This window comes from Duffyella sp. Ts4 (assembly GCF_051851875.1).
In the GTDB taxonomy this organism is placed as follows: domain Bacteria; phylum Pseudomonadota; class Gammaproteobacteria; order Enterobacterales; family Enterobacteriaceae; genus Duffyella; species Duffyella gerundensis.
This window is the reverse complement of sequence record NZ_JBLYPN010000013.1, coordinates 1-19875: the sequence shown is the minus strand read 5'-3', so window position 1 is coordinate 19875 and position 19875 is coordinate 1. Positions and strand designations below refer to the sequence as shown.

Sequence of the window (19875 nt, the reverse complement as noted above, 5' to 3'; positions counted from 1 at the left end):
CCCCGTTCTGGAGCATGACGATGCGAAAAAGCCTTATCCTGCTTGTGCTGTTATTAACCGGCTGTAGTGCGCTGCGCGGTACGCCGCAGCCGCCACCGGCACCCACTGCGCAGTCTCAGCAAATCAGCCGCGAACAGGCCCGTGGATTGCCGAAGCTGGGCACGATCACCACAACCGTACGCGGTTCTCCCGACGATGCGCAGCGCGATCTGGCTGCTCAGGCGAATCGGGCTGGCGCAACCTACTATCAAATCCTGATGATCAGTGAAACTGTCGTGCTCGGCTCGTGGTATGGCACGGCGCTGCTGTATGGCCCGTCACCCACCGCAGGCACGCAGCAGTAGGCGATCCACTAGCGCGGGCGACAGCGATTTTTGCCCGCGCGCATCAAGGCTCATCTGCGCGTAAGCATCGGCTAACGGTGGTGAACCCACGCGCAAAAGCTGCGCCGTGGCCGCCAGCGCGTAAAGATCGCCTGTGACTTCGCGCGCGTCACTTTCCTGCAGACGTGGCAAACGACGCTGTAGCTGGCGCCACCGGCGATCAAAATGGCGATTAACCCCTTTCAGCTCAGCAAACTCAGCGTCCAGCATCTCCTGTAATGCGGGCTGCTTACGCAGTACGCGCAGCACGTCAAGGCACATCACATTGCCCGAACCTTCCCAGATGCTGTTCACCGGCATTTCGCGATAAAGACGCGGCAGCTCGCTCTCTTCGCAATAGCCAATACCGCCCAACACTTCCATCGCCTCGGCGACAAAAGGGATGCCCGCTTTGCAGATGGCAAACTTCACCACCGGCGTAAACAGACGGCACCAGGCGGTGGACGAAGCATCAAAACGGTGCGCCAGCTGCATCAGCAGCGCGGTTTGTGCTTCCAGCTGCAGCGCCTGTCGACCCAATACCTGCCGCATCAACGGTTGATCCACCAGGTTTTTGCCCATTACCTGTCGCTGATGGGCGTGAAACAGGGCGACAGACAGCGCCCGCCGCATTTGGCCATGACTGCCCAGCGCGCAATCCACCCGGGTAAAGCTGCCCATTTGCATGATATGCCGAACGCCATCACCCTCTTCGCCTATAAGCCAGCCGATCGCCTCTCTAAACTCCACTTCGGCGCTGGCGTTGGCACGATTACCCAGCTTGTCTTTTAGACGCTCAATAATGATGGCGTTACGCGTGCCGTCAGGCAGCAGACGCGGCAGAAAGAAGCAGCTGATGCCCTGCTGCGTCTGTGCCAGTACCAGGTGCGCATCGCTTTGCGGGACTGAGAAAAACCATTTATGGCCCGTTAGCCGATAGGCTTCGCCCGGTCCACGTGCGTTCAGCGGTTCGGCGCGCGTGGTGTTGCTCAACACATCGGTACCGCCCTGTTTCTCCGTCATGCCCATGCCGATCAGCAAACCGCGCTTTTGCTCAGCGGGTTGCTGATGAGGATCGTAACGATCTGAGAGCAGCGGCGTCAGCCAGTCGCTGAACAGCGTGGGCAAATGCTGGCGCAGTAGCGGAATGGCGCCAAAGGTCATGGTAAGCGGACAGAGCGTGCCCGCTTCCACCTGCGCATGCAGAATGAAACGCGCGGCGCGTGCGACCATCGCCGCTGCGGGCGGATCGGTTTGCCAGGGAAGATTATGCAGACGATTGGCACACAGGCCATGCATTAACAGATGCCATGCCGGATGAAAACGGACCTCATCAAGACGCTCTCCGCGCGCATCGTAACGCAGCAGCTCGGGAGGAAAAGCATTGGCCAGGCGGCCTGATTCCAGCGATTCGCTGCCGCCCAACTGTTGGCCAACGGAGGCGAGCCGCTCAGCATCCCACTGTGCGCCTTCACGCGCGACCGCTTCACGCAGCGGCGTGTCAGACAGAAACAGATTGCTGTTGCTCAGGGGGCGGGGCTGGTTGAATACGCTGTGGGTAGTCCAGTTCATGCGTCGCTCCTGTTCTCACTGGATTAAGTATGAGAAGTGCGCGCTATTTTACCTGGCAGAAGAGGGAAATTCGGGGCGCAGATCACGCCCCGGACGATCATTTACGGCGCTGGCGCACCGCTTCAAACAGACACACACCGGTGGCCACTGACACGTTCAGCGAAGAGACGCTGCCCGACATCGGAATGCTGATCAGTTCATCGCAATGTTCACGGGTCAGACGACGCATACCTTCGCCCTCCGCGCCCATGACCAGCGCCATCGGGCCGGTCATCTTGCTTTGATAGAGGTCGTGATCGGCTTCGCCAGCGGTGCCGACGATCCAGATCTGCGCTTCCTGCAGCATGCGCATGGTGCGCGCGAGGTTGGTCACGCGAATCAGCGGTACATTTTCCGCCGCGCCGCTGGCCACTTTTTTAGCGGTAGCATTCAGCTGGGCAGAACGATCTTTTGGCATGATCACAGCATGCACGCCCGCCGCATCGGCGCTACGCAGACAGGCACCGAGGTTATGCGGGTCGGTAATGCCGTCGAGGATCAGCAGAAAAGGCTGATCCAGTGAAGCGATCAGATCCGGCAGATCGTTTTCCTGATACTGACGGCCCGGCTTAACGTGCGCAATGATGCCCTGATGTGAAGCGCCCTCCACTTTGCTGTCCAGCCACTGGCGCGTAGCCACCTGAACCACAATGCCCTGCGCTTCCAGCGCTTTGACCAGCTGCTGCAAACGGCGATCGTCACGCCCTTTCAGGATAAACACGTCCTGAAAACGCAGCGGATCGTTATCCAGCAGCGCTTGCACCGCATGGATGCCAAAAACAATTTCACTCATTTCGTAAACTCAAGTATTTCAGCCGAAGAGATCCTCCGGCCGGTATTAAGGAGGGGCGCCGCTGGGGCGCCCGGGCAAGCACCAAGGCAGCAGATCAGCTGCTTTGCTTTTTCGCCGCGCGCTTCTGTTTCGTTGCCGCGGCGATTTTACGGGTTTTCTCTGAGGGAGATTTCACTTTTTTCTCAGCTTTTACCCCGGAGTTGGCCGCAGCCGGTTTTTTGCTGTCGCCACGGAAAGCGGTATCAGGCTCAAAATTTTTGCCTTTACGCTGCTCACGACGACGTTTGCCGGAGTGGGTGGCGCCGCCTTTTTTCTCTTTCTCGCGGGCCGTTTTACCGACGCCGCGCGGCTGGCGGGTGCTGGAAACCAGCGCGAAATCGATCTTGCGCTCTTCCATGTGCACTGCTTCCACGCGCACTTCCACGGTATCGCCAAGGCGATAGGTTCGGCCACCAGACTCGCCGATCAGACGCTGGCCAACCGCATCAAAGCGATAGTAGTCATTGTCCAGCGTGGAAACATGTACCAGACCATCGATAAACAGATCGGTCAGGCGCACAAAGAAGCCAAAGCCGGTCACGCTGGAGATGATGCCGGTAAAGTTATTGCCGACATGATCCAGCATGAAGTCACACTTCAGCCAGTCCGCCACATCGCGCGTCGCTTCATCGGCACGGCGCTCGGTCAGCGAACAGTGCTGACCCAGCTCAAGCATCTGGTTCATCTCGTAGTGATAGCCACCGGTTGGCGTGGTGATGCCGGTGACTTCGCCCTCCTGCTTCGCCAGCTGATACTTAATGGCGCGGTGCAGCAGCAGATCGGGATAACGACGAATCGGCGAGGTAAAGTGCGCGTACGACGTCAGCGCCAGGCCAAAGTGGCCACGGTTTTCCGGATCGTAAACTGCCTGCTTCATCGAACGCAGCAGCATGGTTTGTAGCATTTCATGATCGGGACGGTCGGCGATCGCTTCCAGCAGCGCGGCATAATCGATCGGCTGCGGCTTATTGCCACCCGACAGCGTCAGGCCAAGCTCATTAAGCACGGTGCGGAAGCTGGTGATGCTGTCATCACTTGGGCGATCGTGGTCGCGGAACAGCGCAGGCTCTTCGTGCTTCTCAACAAAGCGTGCGGAGGCAATGTTTGCGAGGATCATGCACTCTTCGATCAGCTTGTGCGCATCGTTACGTACCGTCTGCTCAACGCGCTCAATGCGGCGCTCAGCGTTGAAGATAAACTTCGCTTCTTCGGTCTCAAACGAGATGCCGCCGCGCTGATCGCGTGCGGTGCTCAGCACCTGATACATATTGTGCAGTTCCTGCAGATGCGGTACCAGGGCATGATACTGTTCGCGCAGCTCCTGGTTGCCCTGCAGAATATTCCACACTTTGTTGTACGTCAGGCGCGCGTGCGAGTTCATCACCGCTTCGTAATGCCTGAATCCGGTCAGCTTACCGCTGGCGGAAATGGTCATCTCGCACACCATACAGAGACGGTCGACCTGCGGATTAAGCGAGCAGAGGCCGTTAGACAGCACTTCCGGCAGCATCGGGATAACCTGCGACGGGAAATAGACTGAGGTGCCACGACGATGCGCTTCGTCATCAAGCGGTGTGCCCGGACGCACGTAATAGCTGACGTCAGCTATGGCTACCCACAGGCGCCAGCCGCCACCGCGTTTTTTCTCGCAGAACACCGCATCATCAAAGTCGCGGGCGTCTTCGCCATCAATGGTGACCAGCGGCAGCTGACGCAGATCGACGCGTCCGGCTTTCGCTTCTTCCGGCACCTCTTCGCTCAGCGTTGAAATCTGCTGTTCCAGTTCCGGCGGCCATTCGTGCGGAATTTCGTGGGTCCGCAGCGCCATGTCAACGGCCATGCCGGTACCCATGTTATCGCCCAGCACCTCGACAACTTTACCAATTGCTTTTGTGCGGCGCGTTGGACGCTGGGTGAGTTCAACCACCACCACAAAGCCCATGCGCGCGCCCATCAGCTCTTCTGGCGGAATGAGAATATCAAAGCTCAGACGGCTGTCGTCCGGTACCACAAAGCCCACGCCCGCTTCGGTAAAGTAGCGACCGACGATTTGGTTGTTACGCGGCTCAAGCACGCGAACCACGCGTGCTTCACGGCGGCCCTTGCGGTCAGCGCCCATTGGCTGAGCGAGGATGATATCGCCATGCATGCACATCTTCATCTGTTCGGCTGAAAGGTAGAAATCCTCTTTTTGCCCTTCGGCACGCAGAAAGCCGAAGCCGTCGCGGTGGCCGATCACTTTGCCGCGCAGCAAATCAAGGCGCTCTGGCAGCGCGTAACATTGACGTCGGGTAAACACCAGCTGACCGTCACGCTCCATGGCGCGCAGTCGACGGCGCAGCGCTTCCAGCTGCTCTTCTCCGCTGATGTTCATTTCCTGTGCCAGCTCTTCGCGGCTGGCCGGTTTTTCACGTTTGTCTAAATGCGCAAGTATGAACTCGCGGCTTGGAATAGGATTTTCGTATTTTTCAGCTTCTCTTTCCTGAAAAGGATCGTTTGACATTGCGGGTCCTCCGTTGTCATCGGGCCGGGTGCGCGCCTGGCTCCGGGAGTAAGATTTTATAAAGCGGGTGATTTTCGCGCACAAGGTCAGCAAGGGTGTAATTGTCCAGCTCCTTCAAAAAAATTTGGACGGCGTTATTGAGAACGTTTCTGAGCCGGCACGCAGGCGTGATGGCACAGGTTTCACAGTTCACCAGTTGCAACGGCTCCAACCGACGGACGACTTCTCCAATAACAATTTGTTCAGCTGGCATCGCCAGCCGGATACCGCCATTTTTGCCGCGCGTGGCCAGGATAAACCCCTCGCGGCTAAGTTGATTAACGATTTTGACCATATGATTACGAGAAACACCATAAATTTCAGTGACCTCGCTAATATTGGTCATGCGACCGGCTGGCAGTGAGGCCATGTAGATCAGCGCACGCAAACCGTAGTCGGTAAAACTTGTTAGTTGCAATGATACCTCGTTGCCTCGCACAGGGCGATTTACTCATCTAACAGAATAGCCGTATTGTCTGATAAGCAGCGGCAGACATCTACGATATAGCGCTAGCAAGTGTAGATTTTCTAAAAGGAAAAGAGAACCGACGTGGCCTGGATATCACCGCTTACGGCTCAAACCTGGCTGAAGAGTGGAAAAGAAAAGGCCGGAACGTATCCGGCCCTGGCTGATTATGCGTCGAACGGGTCACGCAGAATCATGGTTTCACTGCGATCCGGCCCGGTAGAGATAATATCCACCGGCACGCCCGTTAACGCTTCAACGCGTTTGATATAGTCACGTGCGGCCTGCGGTAAACCTTCCAGTGTTTTCACGCCAAAGGTATTTTCACTCCAGCCCGGCAGCGATTCGTAAATCGGCTCAATGCCTTCCCAGCCTTCAGCGGCCAGCGGCGTGGTCGTCACTTCTTTGCCATTCGGCATACGGTAGCCGACGCAAATTTTGATCTCTTTCAGGCCATCCAGCACATCCAGCTTGGTCATGCAGAAGCCGGAAAGTGAGTTGATCTGCACGGCGCGACGCACCGCAACCGCATCAAGCCAGCCAGTACGACGACGGCGACCGGTTGTCGCGCCAAACTCGTTGCCTTTGGTGCAGAGGAACTCGCCGGTTTCATCGAACAGTTCCGTCGGGAAAGGACCAGCGCCAACGCGCGTGGAGTAGGCTTTCACGATACCCAGCACATAATCGACATAACGTGGACCAATACCAGAACCGGTAGCAACGCCACCCGCGGTAGTGTTGGAAGAGGTCACGTAAGGATAGGTACCGTGATCGATGTCCAGCAGCGTGCCCTGCGCGCCTTCGAACATGATGAGATCGCCACGCTGACGCGCCTGATCCAGCAGGTCGGAAACGTCAACGACCATGCTGGTCAGGATATCGGCAACCGCCATGACATCATTCAGCACGGTATCGTAGTCAACTGCATCGGTTTTGTAGTAGTGCACCAGCTGGAAGTTGTAGAAATCAACGATCTCTTTCAACTTCACTGCGAAGGTCTCTTTGTTAAAGAGATCGCCAACGCGCAGACCGCGACGAGCGACTTTATCTTCGTAAGCCGGGCCGATACCACGACCGGTGGTACCGATGGCTTTATCGCCACGTGCTTTCTCGCGCGCCAGATCCATTGCCACGTGATATTGCAGGATCAGCGGACAGGCTTCAGAAATCAGCAGGCGTTCGCGTACCGGTATGCCGCGCTCTTCCAGGCCTTTCATCTCTTTCATCAGCGCAGCAGGCGACAGCACCACACCGTTGCCGATGATGCTGGTGACGTTCTCACGCAGGATGCCAGAAGGAATTAAGTGGAGGACGGTTTTTTCACCGTTGATGACTAAAGTGTGGCCTGCATTATGACCACCCTGGTAACGCACCACATAGTTAGCACGCTCAGTCAGAAGGTCTACAATCTTCCCTTTACCTTCGTCACCCCATTGGGTGCCCAGTACGACGACGTTCTTACCCATTTCTCAAAATCACCGATTGCTTAAAAATGGATTCTACCATCGTCATTTTTCGGTTTCAGCACTTTTAGCATACGATTGCGGAGTTTTTTTGAACATTTCCTGAACAGCAATTTCTGTTATGTCAGCCAACGTTTTGCCGTAGCGCTTATCCAGGTCAATTACTGCCGTGGACACGCAACATGTAGTAAACCACCACGCCTGCGACGACTAATCCACCACCGAAGCGCTGCAACAGGCGATCGGGCAATTGCGTCATAGATTGAATCATACGGCGCCATAAACCGGGCGCCAGCATCGGACCAAGCCCTTCGAGTACCAATACCAACGCCAGCGCCGTCCAGATAGTTGAGTTCATTACTGATAATTTTCCAAAAAAAAGGGCCGGAACAGATTCCGGCCCGAGCTGTTATAGCAGTTTCTTAACGCGTTGCGTGAGCAGGCGATTTCATAAAGCGGAAGAAATCGCTGTCCGGACTCATCACCATGATGTCCTGGTTACTCTGGAAGCTGTTTTCATACGCGCGCAGACTGCGCAGGAACGCGTAGAAATCGGGATCCTGACTGAATGCATCAGCAAACAGCTTAGCGGCATCGGCATCGCCTTCACCACGAGTAATCAGCGCCTGACGCTGCGCTTCTGCCAGCGTACGGGTCACTTCATAATCTGCACCGGCACGCAGTTTCTCTGCCTCTTCCTGCCCCTGAGAACGCTGGCTACGTGCAACCGCTTCACGCTCAGCGCGCATACGGTTGTAGATAGCGTCAGACACTTCCGCAGGCAGGTTGATCTGCTTGATGCGCACATCCACAACCTGGATACCTAATGCTGCCATGCTATTTGGATTGATGGCTGGCTCATTACTGGTGGTTTCGCGCTCAACGCGCGCCGCCACGCTGGCAATAGCGTCATCTGCAGCAGGTGTCTGCACATCGTCATCACGACCCGCGCTACCGGTGTTCAGTGCATCACGCACGTCGGTGGTTAAGCGGCCACGAGAATCGGTAACGATATCCTTCACATCCAGACGGCCCATTTCAGAGCGCAGACGGTCGCTAAACTTACGTTTCAGCAGGACTTCTGCCTGTGAAACATCGCCGCCGCCGGTCGCCAGATAGTAGCGACTAAAGTCGCTGATGCGCCATTTGATATAAGAATCGACGATCAGATCCTTTTTCTCTTTGGTCACAAAGCGATCGGCCTGGTTATCCATGGTCTGAATGCGTGCATCCAGGTTCTTAACGGTTTCCAGAAACGGAATTTTAAAGTGCAGGCCGGGTGCAAAAACCTGCGGTTTGTTCTCATCGTCGCGCAGGACTTTGCCAAAACGCAGCACGATGCCACGCTGGCCTTCCTGAACCACAAACAGTGAGGCGTAAAGCACCACCAACACCACAATGAGTAAGGCAACTAAGGATTTACGCATCGATTATTCTCTCCCTTCGCGCTGGGTATCGTTGCGCTGAGCATTGGCCCGACGCTGGTCCATGATATTTTCCGGACTCCATGAGGCACTGTTGTTCGCGCGACTGCTGCTGTCACCGTTAGCCGGTGGCCGCGTCAGAATGCTGCTGCCCTGACTGTTGCCACCCGCAGCGGCTTGTCCACGCATCAGTTGATCGAGCGGTAACACCATCAGGCTGTTGCCTTTGTCATTAACCAGCACTTTGCGGGTATGACTCAGCACACGTTCCATGCTTTCGATATACAGACGTTCGCGAGTGATTTCCGGTGCTGCTTTGTACTCAGGCAGGATCTTGGCAAAGCGCGCCACTTCACCCTGCGCTTCCAGTACGGTCCGCGTTTTGTACGCGCGCGACTCTTCCAGAATACGCTGCGCCTGACCGTTAGCACGCGGTTGCACTTCATTGGCATAAGCTTCCGCTTCACGCACGTACTGCTCGCGGTTTTCACGAGCGGCAATCGCGTCGTCAAACGCCGCTTTCACCTCTTCCGGTGGCCGTGCCGCCTGGAAGTTAACGTCGAGAATGGACACGCCCATGTCGTACGGACGTATCGTTTCATCAATTTCACGCTGGGTTTCACTACGCACTACGGTTCGCCCTTCAGTAAGGATGCGATCCATAGTGGAACGGCCGATTACGCCACGCAGCGCGCTGTCCGTTGCCTGACGCAGGCTGTCATCAGCGCTGGTTACGGCAAACAGATAACGTTCCGGATTGGTGATCCGGTACTGAACGTTCATTTCAACGCGCACCACGTTTTCATCAGAGGTCAGCATCACGCCTGAAGCTGCGAGTTCCCGCACCGCCTCAACGTTCACCGCACGCACCTGATCGATAAAGGTTGGCTTCCAGTTCAAACCTGGCTCAACCAGATGACTGAATTTGCCGAAACGCGTCACCACACCACGCTCTGCTTCTTTAATGGTATAGAAACCGCTGGCTGCCCAGATGACCACCGCAGCAACCGCAACGATACCGATCAGCTTACCGCTGCTTCCTGCAGGGCGCTGTCCGTTTTCGTTTGGCTTGCCACCGCCCAGTCCGCCAAGCTTTTTGCTCAGCTTACGGAAGATATCATCCAAATCCGGCGGCCCCTGATCGCGACCTCCTTTATTTCCCCCAGAGTTGCCGCCTTTATTATTGCTGCTTCCCCACGGGTCGCGGTCCTGTCCGTTATTACCGGGCTGATTCCACGCCATGTTTATACTCCATTAAAAGTGTGTGCGGTGGTATCCCAGACCGGGATACACGTTTCAGGCGACGTCGATCAAACAATATAATCTGTTACTGACGGTTCCTGTTTGCACAGTCGGCGCCAGTCAACAATCGGCATGCGCACGTGTAATCCCACGCTGCCATCCTCTTCATTCCATTCTTTTTCAATTGCCTGCAATTGATAAAAGCGGCTGCGTAAGCGTCCAGCTTCAGGAGGCAACCGCAAATCATACTGCGCAATTTCACCCGCCAGTCTTTCAGTCAGCGCCTGAAACAGCAGCGGCAATCCCGCACCGGTTTGAGCCGAAACCCACACGCGAACAGGATAATTTTCATCGTTGCGATCGATACGCGGTTCAAACTCATCCAACGCATCAATTTTATTCATTACCAGCAATGCCGGAATTTCATCTGCTTCAATCTCTTCCAGCACGGTTTGCACCGCTTCGATGTTCTCACCCATACGGACGTCAGAAGCATCGATAACATGCAGCAGCAGCGTCGCCTGACGCGTCTCCTGCAATGTCGCCTTAAAAGCAGCAACGAGGTCATGCGGCAGGTGTCGGATAAACCCGACGGTATCTGCCAGCACCACATCGCCGACGTCGGCCACATCAAGACGGCGCAGCGTTGGATCCAGCGTGGCAAAAAGCTGGTCTGCCACATAGACGTCCGCGGAAGTGATGGCGTTGAATAACGTGGATTTGCCAGCGTTGGTATAGCCGACCAGAGACACGGTTGGCACATCTGCTTTAGCACGTGACTGTCTGCCCTGATCGCGCTGTTTTTCGACACGTTCAAGACGGGACAAAATCTGGCTGATGCGATTTCGCAGCAGACGACGGTCTGTTTCCAGCTGTGTTTCACCTGGGCCACGCAAGCCGATGCCGCCTTTCTGGCGTTCAAGGTGGGTCCAGCCACGCACCAGGCGAGTTGCCAGGTGGCGCAACTGTGCCAGCTCAACCTGTAATTTCCCTTCATGGGTACGGGCGCGCTGGGCAAAAATATCAAGAATTAAACCGGTGCGGTCGATAACCCGACACTCGCACAGACGCTCAAGATTTCGCTCCTGAGCTGGGGTTAAGGCGTGATCAAATAGCACAACCGATGCACCGCTGGATTTTACCGCATCGGCAATTTCAACTGCCTTTCCTTCACCGACAAAATATTTGGGATGGGGCGATTTGCGGCTGCCTGTGACAACGCATAACGCTTCAACGCCAGCAGAAGAAACCAGAGTTTCGAACTCCTGGAGATCTTCCGTATTTTTGTCCTGCGAGAAATAGATGTGTACCAGTACGGCCTGCTCACCGGCATCATAACGGTCAAACAAGCGTTAACCTCTCTGTAATCAAATACCGAGACAGGAATAAAATTTTTCCTGTCCCGGACATGCGGCGAAACAGCTTATTCAGCGTTATCACCGTCTTGTTGTGGCTGCGCGGAGGCTGCTTGATTGCTGCCGCCGTGATGATAGTTAGAGCTACCGCTACCGCCACCTGCATTGTTGCTGTGGTGGGAAACCGGTCGGGACGGAACAACGGTAGAGATAGCGTGTTTGTACACCATCTGGCTGACCGTGTTTTTCAATAAAATGACAAACTGATCGAATGACTCAATCTGTCCTTGCAATTTGATACCATTCACCAAATAAATCGAAACCGGAACACGTTCGCGACGCAATGCGTTTAAAAACGGGTCTTGTAATGATTGCCCCTTAGCCATTCTATATTTTCCTTATATGCTTGTTGTTTATACCCTTTATGTGGAAACCGTCTCTGCAAAAAATGACGCTCAAAAACCTGAATTGCGTACTATTCACACTATCCCGGATGCGCTACCTTGCCGCGTTGAATCAGTTCCAATTATGTCGGGTATCTTACTCAAGAACCGGAGTTCTGAAATACTGCGTAAAAATTTGCGCACGATAGACAACTCGCTAATTGTACACAATCACCCATGCTTAGCACTAACTACCTGTAATACCGCATCACGAGCCAAGTCAGGCCGATCGCTGTCGAGCCAGTGGACGTTCTGCCAGCCACGTAACCAGGTAATCTGTCGTTTAGCAAGCTGCCGGGTGGCGCAAATCCCCCGATAAACCATTTCGTCGTAATCGATTTCGCCCTGCAGATAAGACCACATCTGGCGATATCCCACGCAACGAATGGAAGGCAAATCCGTATGCAAATCACCTCGGGCAAACAGTGCCCGGGCCTCCGCCTCAAATCCTGACGCCATCATCTGTTCGAAACGTAAGGCAATGCGCTGATGCAAAAGTTCGCGACTTGCCGGGGCAATAGCAAACTGATGAACATGCCAGGGCAGAGCTTCGCCAGATATTTTAGTCAGTTCTGTTAAAGTTTTACCCGAAATAAGAAAAACTTCCAGTGCTCGCGAAAGTCTCTGCGGATCATTCGGATGAATACGACGTCCAGCAACGGGATCGATTTCACATAATTGACGATGCAAGGCTTCCCATCCCTGATCATTCGCCATTTGCTCAATACGCTGACGGACTTCCGGATCGGCCGAGGGCAACGGTGACAATCCTTCCAGTAGCGCCTTGTAATAGAGCATCGTACCACCAACAAGCAACGGGATTTTTCCGGCTCGGGAAATCTCCGTCATTTCTGCCAGCGCATCGCGACGAAACTCGGCGGCGGAATAGGTTTCTGCCGGGTCGCGAATGTCTAACAGTCGGTGAGGCGCCTGCGCCAGCTCTGCGGCATTCGGCTTAGCCGTGCCAATATCCATACCACGATAAATCAGAGCGGAATCTACGCTTATCAACTCCACCGGCAAGACTTTTCGCAGGGCAATCGCCAGTGCAGTTTTACCGGAGGCCGTTGGCCCCATTAAAAAAATAGCCTTTGGTTGGCCAGCCTGATGTTGTTCACTCATGCTTCAGGGCGTTCAGCGCCGTTTCAATATCAATCTGTTGCAATAATCCGGAAGGCGGCTTTTTTACCAGCGTGGGACAAAGTCGTTCGACCTCGGCCAATAAAGCGATCGCCTGCGAGTGATTCCAGTCGGGGATTGCTGTCATCGTATGACGCGCCAGCCATTGTGTTACCTGACTGACGGCAACCTCCTGCTGCCGGGCGAGATAGCCTAACAGTTCTGGAATCAAGATTTGTAAATTTTGTTGGCGCAAAGGTAAAGGCACCGCGCGCAGCGTGACATGCTGGCCTTCCGCCTGCAAATCAATGCCCATCTGTGTAAGCAACGGCTGATGCTGCGCAATCGCCGCCAACTCCGATTTACCCATTTTAAGCCTGACCGGAATCAGCAGCGGTTGCGGTTTCAGCCCTTCGCTGCCTGGTGTTAGCTGGATCTGTTTGAGCCAGCGATCGGCGACCGAAAGCGACAGCAACGCCAAACCGTTGCCACGTTCAATCACGGCAAACTGCTTTTCAATCACTGACAGCAGGCGTCCAAAGCTTTGGCTGTGACTTTGTAAAGGCGCGCTCTGCGGCGTGGCCTTTATAGGGTCGGACACCGGATCTGACTCGCGGGCAACGGCAGGCGTCTTGAGTAGCTGCTCATATACCGCGCCTTCACGTTTTTGATAGCCCGGTTCCTGCCGTTGCCAGCTGGCTGAACCACCGCCTTGCTGGCGTGGCGTACCGCCCGATGGCGGAGCAGCAAACTGATTTTCTCCAGCGGCCTGACGATTTTCAGGCTGCCAGCGTACCGGTGCTTCTGGCTCATCGGCCAGCGGCAGTGCTGGCGTGCCGGCAGATTGCAGCACGCTGATCACGCCCTGATAGATGAAGTCGTGTACCAGCCGTGATTGGTGAAAGCGCACCTCATGCTTGGCAGGATGCACATTCACATCAACCTGGTGCGGATCGATGGTGAGATAAAGCACATACGCCGGCTGCTGATCGGCACCCAGCTGATCGTGATAGGCCTGACGAATCGCATGGTTGATCAGCTTGTCGCGCATCATGCGGCCGTTCACGTAACAGTATTGCAGCTCGCTTAGCTGGCGCGCGCCTTCAGGATCGGCAACCCAACCGCGCAGGCTTAGATCATCGTGCTGCCATTCAATGCGCAGCGCATGCGCCATAAAAGTGGTGCCGCAAATGGCGCCCAGCCGACGTTCGCGCTGGCTTTCGTCACTGACGCCACGATACTGGCGCACCAGCTTGCCGTTATGACTGAGGGAAATGGCGATGTCAAAACGTGCCAGCGCAATGCGCCGCACGATCTCATCAATATGGGTAAACTCGGTTTTTTCGGTGCGCATAAACTTGCGGCGCGCGGGCGTATTGTAAAACAGATCCAACACTTCAAGCGTGGTGCCCTGTGGATGCGCAGCGGGTTTAACCGTCACGGTCATATCGCGCCCTTCGGCATAGGCTTGCCAGGCTTCGCTTTGATCGGCAGTACGGGAAGTCAGCGTCAGACGGGAAACCGAGCTGATACTGGCCAGCGCTTCTCCACGGAATCCCAGGCTGACAATGGCTTCCAGATCGTCAAGGCTGGCGATTTTACTGGTGGCATGGCGAGCCAGCGCCATCGCCAGCTCGCTTTGCGGAATGCCCGCGCCGTTGTCACGAATGCGAATAAGTTTAGCGCCGCCCTTCTCGATATCGATATCGATCCGCGTAGCACCGGCATCAAGGCTATTTTCGACCAGCTCTTTTACAACCGATGCCGGCCGCTCCACCACTTCGCCAGCGGCGATCTGGTTAGCCAGCTGTGGCGGAAGAATTTGAATAGGCATGGTAATAATCCTTGATGAATGGGACGGCTGGCGCCGTCCACTCTAAAAGATCGCAGAATCAGGAAGCAGGAATGGTTAACGTCTGTCCCAACATGACATTAGACGATTTCATATTGTTCACCTGCATAATCGCTTTGGCGCTCACACCGTAATGCACGGCGATAGCAGTCAGTGAATCACCGCGTACCACCTTGTGGCGTTTTGGCGCCGAGCTTGCCGTCGCGCTTACCGCGCTGCCAGCGGGCACTTTCAGCCGCTGTCCCACCCATACCACATCTTTTTTCAGGCGGTTCAGCGAGCGCAGCGTCGACATACTTACGCCGTAATGCGCGGCGATCCCGGACAGGGTTTCCCCTCTTTTCACCACATGGCGCGTGGTGCTGCCGGTGTACTGCGTGGTACCGGATGCCACGTTGGGCTGGACGTTAACCGCCTCTGCGGACTCCAGAGGACGGTTTTCCGCCTTTGGGGCAGATTGTAGCGGATGCGCCAGGAAATAATTGCGCAGGCCTCGGTAGATCGAGGCGGCAATTTTATCCTGGTAAGCGCTACTGCCGAGCAGTCGCTCCTCCGATGAATTACTGATAAAGCCAGTTTCCACCAATAACGACGGAATATCCGGCGAACGCAGCACGCCGAGGCTGGCGTGTTCCGGGCGGCGCTTATGCAGTGGCGATACGCCCTGCAGCTGTTGAATCACTTTCACCGCAACGTCATAACCGACGCGCTGCGAATGACCAAACTGCAGGTCAAGTACCGCCTGGCTCAGATAGGGATCGGCCTGACTGTTCGCCAGCAGATCGCCTGCGCCGCCAAGCAGTTCAGACTGCTTCTCGCGCTGTTCCAGCCAGCCTGCCATTTCACTGTTGGCACGGCGGTTTGACAGAACCCAGACCGAAGCGCCGCTGGCGCTATGACTTGGTGCAGAGTCAGCGTGAATTGAAATCAACAGGTTGGCATTTTCTTTACGGGCTACGTCTGACCGTCCCATCACCGAAATAAAATAGTCGCCGTTACGGGTCAGTACGCCTTTAAACATGCGGTCGTTGTTTAACAGCACCTTCAGCTTGCGGGCGATGGCAATGGTCACATTTTTCTCTTTCAAACCACGCTGACCGATGGCACCCGGATCCTGCCCGCCGTGACCGGCATCAATCGCCACCACAATGGTGTCGTTGTCGCTGATGGTGGCGCCGCTGACCGCGCGATCGTTGCCGCTGCTAACGGCGGTGACCTTATTGCCCTCAAACGGATTGCCCTGCGAGATAACCGGTGCGGGAGCGGCAGTGACCGGATTGCGCGTCGGCTGGCTTACCGGTGTGCTGACCCGGCTGGCGGCTGGCCCGGTGATAGTAAAGACCACCTGATAACCGTTGCTGGTTTGCTGGGTGACCGCCCGGGTTTTCGCTGGCTGGGTAAGTTCGAACACCAGACGCAGGCTTTGGCTATCTTTGGGCTGACTGCTGCGGATGCGTTTAACCAGATTATCGCCGCTGAAGGTCAGTGGCAGGCCTTTAATCACGCCGCTCTGTCGAATATCCAGCACCACGCGATTGGGATTGCGCAGAGGGAAATAGCCGTATACCGGCTGACCTGAAAAGCGCAGCGTCACCGTAGCGACCCGATCGCCGTTGGCCACCTGAATATCGGACAACGTTGCCGCCAGCGATGAAAAAGCCATCAGGCTGAGCAGCATGAATATCACCAATTTTACCCGCAACATCATGAGCGCGTTCTCTCCGCGTCGAAACGTTGCAGCATCGCAACACCAGAATCAGTGTGAGCAGTCACTTCGGCTGTACGGCCATTGCCATCATAGCTGAGCGTTAAGGAGAGGTCGGCAGGCGGCAAGAAGCCGGCCCCCTGCTGCGGCCATTCCACCAGGGCGATGGCCTGCTCGGTGAAATAATCACGAATACCCATAAACTCCAGCTCTTCTGGATCGGCAAGGCGATAGAGATCAAAATGATAAAGCTGATGGTTAGGCAACTGGTAAGGCTCAACCAGCGTATAGGTTGGGCTTTTCACATTGCCCTGATGGCCAAGCGCCTGCAAAAAGCCGCGGCTGAAGGTTGTTTTACCTGCACCCAGATCGCCATGCAGGTAAAGGGTCGCGGCACGCGGAGCAGCGCGCGCTAGCTCTGCGCCCAGGTTGAGGGTCGCTGCCTCATCGGGCAATGCAATAACACGGGTATTCATGCTTTATTATTCAACATCTCAGGATTTACAAACAGGTACAGCTCGGAAAACAGGTCGGTCGCGACCATGCCGCGCGTGCCGCGTTGTACTGCAACGGCATCGGCAGCAGCACCGTGTGCGACGGTTCCTGCGCAAGCTGCGTCAAATAGCGAGAGCTGCTGTCCCGCCAGCGCACCAATAATGCCTGAAAGAACATCGCCCATGCCGCCCGTGCCCATGCCGGCATTGCCGACATCCGCTAACGCCAGCGGGCATGCTTCACTCGCGATCACCGTGCCAGCGCCTTTCAGCACCACCACGCCACCATAGCGTTTTGCCAGATTTTTCGCGGCCAGTAAACGGTCTTTCTCTACCTCTGCGGTGGCGATACCGAGCAGGCGTGCCGCCTCACCGGGATGCGGCGTAATAATGCGATTCTGACGGTTATCCGGGCTGATTGCCAGCAGGTTAAGCGCATCGGCATCCCAAAGCATCGGCTTTTCCGACTTTCTCACCGCGGCCAGCGCATTCTTACCCCAGTCGCGCTGTCCCAGGCCGGGACCGATGACAATCACATCGGCCCATTGCAGGCTTTCGCTCAGCGAATCATCGGTCAATTCATGCACCATTAATTCCGGGCGCGCGGTAAGCAACGGCAGCATATTATCTTTGTGAGTGAGTACTCGCACTAACCCGGCACCCGCCCGCAGCGCCGCCTCGCCGGTCATACGGATGGCGCCTGCGGTGCCATGATCGCCACCGATAACCACCAGCTTACCGTTGCTGCCTTTATGCGAAGTAGGACGTCGCGGCTTCAGCCAGTGCGTCAACGCACCGGCATTGTAGCGGTGCATTGGCGCCGACTGGCTGGCCAAAAAGGCCTCCAGACCGAGCGCATCGCAGGTCACTTCGCCGGTAAAATCCCGCGCCTTGCCGGTCAATAAGCCCGGCTTAAACGCAATAAACGTCAGCGTAGACTGCGCAATGATCGCTTCTCCTGGGGCCGCACCGCTGTCGGCGAGCAAGCCGGAAGGAATGTCGAGGGCAAAACAGGGCGCCGGATGTTGGTTAGCAGCCTGGATCAGCGCGTCATAAGGCGCGGACGGTGCGCGGTTCAGGCCGGTTCCAAGTAGCGCATCGATAATCACGTCAACCTGCTCGGGCCAGTGCGCATCGGCGTCAGCAAGGGTGCCGCCCGCGTCCAGCCAGCTTTGCCGCGCACGGGCTGCTTCTTCTGGCAGCGGCTTGCTGCCCGCGCAGGCCAGCAATGTCACCTGCATGCCTGCCGCCTGCGCCAGGCGCGCCACTACATAGCCGTCACCGCCGTTGTTGCCGTGGCCACAGAGAATCAGCCAGTGCTGCGCCTGAGGCCAGCATTGACGTATCTGAGTAAAGGCCGCCTCGCCGGCACGCAGCATCAACTCATACAGCGTGATACCAATGGCGGCAGCGCCCTGCATCTCCAGTTGACGTATCGCCTGCGCAGGCCAAACAGAGTGTGGTAAACTGCGCGTGTTTTCCTTCAGGTTTCGATCCGTCATGTCACACCCTCTCGATCTTCAACAATTAGCTCTGGATATTAAACAATGGGGCTTATCGCTCGGCTTCCAACAGGTCGGCATTTGCGATACCGATCTTTCCGCTGAAGAGCCGAAGCTACAGGCGTGGCTGGACAAGCAGTATCACGGCGAAATGGCGTGGATGGAACGGCACGGCATGATGCGCGCACGTCCTCATGAATTACAGCCCGGTACACTGCGCGTTATCAGCGTACGCATGAATTATCTGCCTGCTAAAGCCGCCTTTGCCAGCACCCTGAAAAATCCTCAGCTGGGTTATGTCAGCCGCTATGCGCTTGGCCGCGATTACCACAAAGTATTGCGTAATCGCCTAAAAAAGCTCGGCGAAATGATCCGCGAGCGCTGCGAGTCGCTGAATTTTCGTCCTTTTGTTGATTCCGCACCGCTGCTGGAGCGGCCGCTGGCCGAGAAAGCGGGTCTGGGTTGGACCGGCAAACATTCGTTAATCCTGAATCGTGAAGCGGGATCGTGGTTTTTCCTCGGGGAGCTGCTGATCGATCTGCCCTTACCCACCGATGAACCTCAGCCGGAAAATTGCGGGCGCTGCGTAGCCTGCATCACTACCTGCCCCACCGGCGCCATCGTTGAGCCTTACGTCGTGGATGCGCGCCGCTGTATCTCTTATCTGACCATTGAGTTGGAAGGCGCCATTCCTGAAGAGTATCGGCCGCTTATTGGCAACCGCATTTATGGCTGTGACGATTGTCAGCTAATTTGTCCGTGGAATCGCTTCGGCCAGTTAACCGATGAAGATGATTTCAGCCCACGCGCCGTTTTGCATGCACCGCCGTTGGTTGAGCTGTTTGCCTGGGACGAAGCCCGCTTTCTGAAAGTGACGGAGGGTTCGGCGATTCGGCGCATCGGCCATTTGCGCTGGCTGCGCAACGTTGCCGTGGCGTTAGGCAATGCACCCTGGCACGACGATCACTACGCCGTTCTGGCATCGCGACTCGGCGAAAATGCCATGCTCGATGAGCATATTCACTGGGCAATGGCGCAGCAGCGCGAAAAACGTGCGCGAAATGCGATTGATGTGCAACTTCCGCAGCAAAAACGTCTGGTTCGTGCGGTAGAAAAAGGCTTGCCGAGAGATGCCTGATGGCTTTTCCACATGCTGTGAATAAAATTAAAAAAGCGTTGTCATTCAACTGACATAGTTTCCGCAAGCGATCTGCATAACAATTTGAAATAAAAATATTAACAGAATATTCAAAGAGTTAAAAAGAAGGCGTAAGAAAATATGTATCGATTCAGCAGCATAAGAAAATAGCTGGATTGTGGATAACTCTGTTCACAATGGTTTTGATACAGGCTGACGACGCCGAAAAAATGGCGCTTATCGCTGTGGATAACTGAAGAAGAGAAAAAATTTTGGAGCGGGAAACGAGACTCGAACTCGCGACCCCGACCTTGGCAAGGTCGTG

The 19875-nt window shown here is 55.7% G+C and carries 18 protein-coding genes; 2 read left to right on the top strand and 16 right to left on the bottom strand.

The features are described 5' to 3' along the window. The first annotated feature begins 20 nt into the window (after window positions 1-20). Window positions 21-344 carry a biofilm peroxide resistance protein BsmA gene (gene bsmA, locus ACJY2L_RS16150; protein WP_439214071.1) on the top strand — a complete coding sequence of 108 codons (324 nt, stop codon included), beginning with the start codon at window positions 21-23 and terminating at the stop codon, window positions 342-344. On the opposite strand, the gene ACJY2L_RS16145 is transcribed toward bsmA, so the two are convergent. From ACJY2L_RS16145 to nnr, 15 genes are all read right to left on the bottom strand, one after another. Then, window positions 318-1934, bottom strand: a complete 1617-nt coding sequence (locus tag ACJY2L_RS16145) for an isovaleryl-CoA dehydrogenase (protein WP_439214070.1) — start codon at window positions 1932-1934, stop codon at window positions 318-320. The two genes, bsmA and ACJY2L_RS16145, sit on opposite strands and share 27 nt — an antisense overlap. A 97-nt stretch (window positions 1935-2031) precedes the next feature. Next, window positions 2032-2766: a 23S rRNA (guanosine(2251)-2'-O)-methyltransferase RlmB gene (gene rlmB / locus ACJY2L_RS16140; RefSeq protein WP_439214069.1), complete on the bottom strand. Its 735-nt coding sequence runs from the start codon at window positions 2764-2766 to the stop codon at window positions 2032-2034. A gap of 94 nt (window positions 2767-2860) precedes the next feature. Further along, window positions 2861-5308 (bottom strand): ribonuclease R, encoded by a 2448-nt coding sequence (gene rnr / locus ACJY2L_RS16135; protein WP_439214068.1) that lies wholly within the window; start codon window positions 5306-5308, stop codon window positions 2861-2863. A gap of 16 nt (window positions 5309-5324) precedes the next feature. Further along, complete coding sequence (gene nsrR, locus ACJY2L_RS16130; protein ID WP_439214067.1) at window positions 5325-5765, bottom strand: nitric oxide-sensing transcriptional repressor NsrR; 441 nt, start codon at window positions 5763-5765, stop codon at window positions 5325-5327. Window positions 5766-5980: 215 nt separating this feature from the next. Beyond that, window positions 5981-7279, bottom strand: a complete 1299-nt coding sequence (locus ACJY2L_RS16125; protein ID WP_067433985.1) for an adenylosuccinate synthase — start codon at window positions 7277-7279, stop codon at window positions 5981-5983. Window positions 7280-7433: 154 nt separating this feature from the next. Beyond that, entirely contained in the window at window positions 7434-7634 is a 201-nt protein-coding gene (locus tag ACJY2L_RS16120) for a DUF2065 domain-containing protein (protein WP_067433988.1), read from the bottom strand. Window positions 7635-7698: 64 nt separating this feature from the next. Further along, the gene (gene hflC / locus ACJY2L_RS16115; protein WP_067433991.1) at window positions 7699-8703 is read right to left on the bottom strand and encodes a protease modulator HflC; all 1005 of its coding nucleotides are present in this window, start codon (window positions 8701-8703) and stop codon (window positions 7699-7701) included. A 3-nt stretch (window positions 8704-8706) separates the two neighbouring features. After that, window positions 8707-9942, bottom strand: a complete 1236-nt coding sequence (gene hflK, locus ACJY2L_RS16110) for an FtsH protease activity modulator HflK (RefSeq protein ID WP_439214066.1) — start codon at window positions 9940-9942, stop codon at window positions 8707-8709. A 68-nt stretch (window positions 9943-10010) separates the two neighbouring features. Continuing rightward, on the bottom strand, window positions 10011-11291 hold the full coding sequence (gene hflX / locus ACJY2L_RS16105; RefSeq protein ID WP_067433997.1) for a ribosome rescue GTPase HflX: 1281 nt from the start codon (window positions 11289-11291) through the stop codon (window positions 10011-10013). A gap of 74 nt (window positions 11292-11365) precedes the next feature. Beyond that, window positions 11366-11683, bottom strand: a complete 318-nt coding sequence (gene hfq, locus ACJY2L_RS16100; RefSeq protein WP_067434000.1) for an RNA chaperone Hfq — start codon at window positions 11681-11683, stop codon at window positions 11366-11368. A gap of 228 nt (window positions 11684-11911) precedes the next feature. After that, window positions 11912-12862 (bottom strand): tRNA (adenosine(37)-N6)-dimethylallyltransferase MiaA, encoded by a 951-nt coding sequence (gene miaA, locus ACJY2L_RS16095; protein WP_067434003.1) that lies wholly within the window; start codon window positions 12860-12862, stop codon window positions 11912-11914. Beyond that, entirely contained in the window at window positions 12855-14693 is a 1839-nt protein-coding gene (gene mutL / locus ACJY2L_RS16090; protein ID WP_439214065.1) for a DNA mismatch repair endonuclease MutL, read from the bottom strand. The genes miaA and mutL overlap by 8 nt, the downstream gene beginning before the upstream one ends. Before the next feature lie 58 nt (window positions 14694-14751). Further along, window positions 14752-16419 (bottom strand): N-acetylmuramoyl-L-alanine amidase AmiB, encoded by a 1668-nt coding sequence (gene amiB / locus ACJY2L_RS16085; protein ID WP_439214064.1) that lies wholly within the window; start codon window positions 16417-16419, stop codon window positions 14752-14754. Then, a complete protein-coding gene (gene tsaE / locus ACJY2L_RS16080; protein ID WP_187486497.1) occupies window positions 16416-16892 on the bottom strand; it encodes a tRNA (adenosine(37)-N6)-threonylcarbamoyltransferase complex ATPase subunit type 1 TsaE in 477 nt (158 codons plus the stop codon). Before tsaE ends, amiB begins: the two co-directional genes overlap by 4 nt. After that, window positions 16889-18412 (bottom strand): bifunctional ADP-dependent NAD(P)H-hydrate dehydratase/NAD(P)H-hydrate epimerase, encoded by a 1524-nt coding sequence (gene nnr / locus ACJY2L_RS16075; RefSeq protein ID WP_439214063.1) that lies wholly within the window; start codon window positions 18410-18412, stop codon window positions 16889-16891. Before nnr ends, tsaE begins: the two co-directional genes overlap by 4 nt. On the opposite strand from nnr, the gene queG reads away from it, so the two are divergent. Beyond that, complete coding sequence (gene queG / locus ACJY2L_RS16070; protein WP_187486495.1) at window positions 18411-19550, top strand: tRNA epoxyqueuosine(34) reductase QueG; 1140 nt, start codon at window positions 18411-18413, stop codon at window positions 19548-19550. The two genes, nnr and queG, sit on opposite strands and share 2 nt — an antisense overlap. A 110-nt stretch (window positions 19551-19660) precedes the next feature. Here queG and ACJY2L_RS16065 read toward each other — a convergent pair. After that, window positions 19661-19875 (bottom strand): hypothetical protein (locus ACJY2L_RS16065; RefSeq protein ID WP_439351300.1); only part of this gene is annotated, 215 nt, incomplete at its 5' end.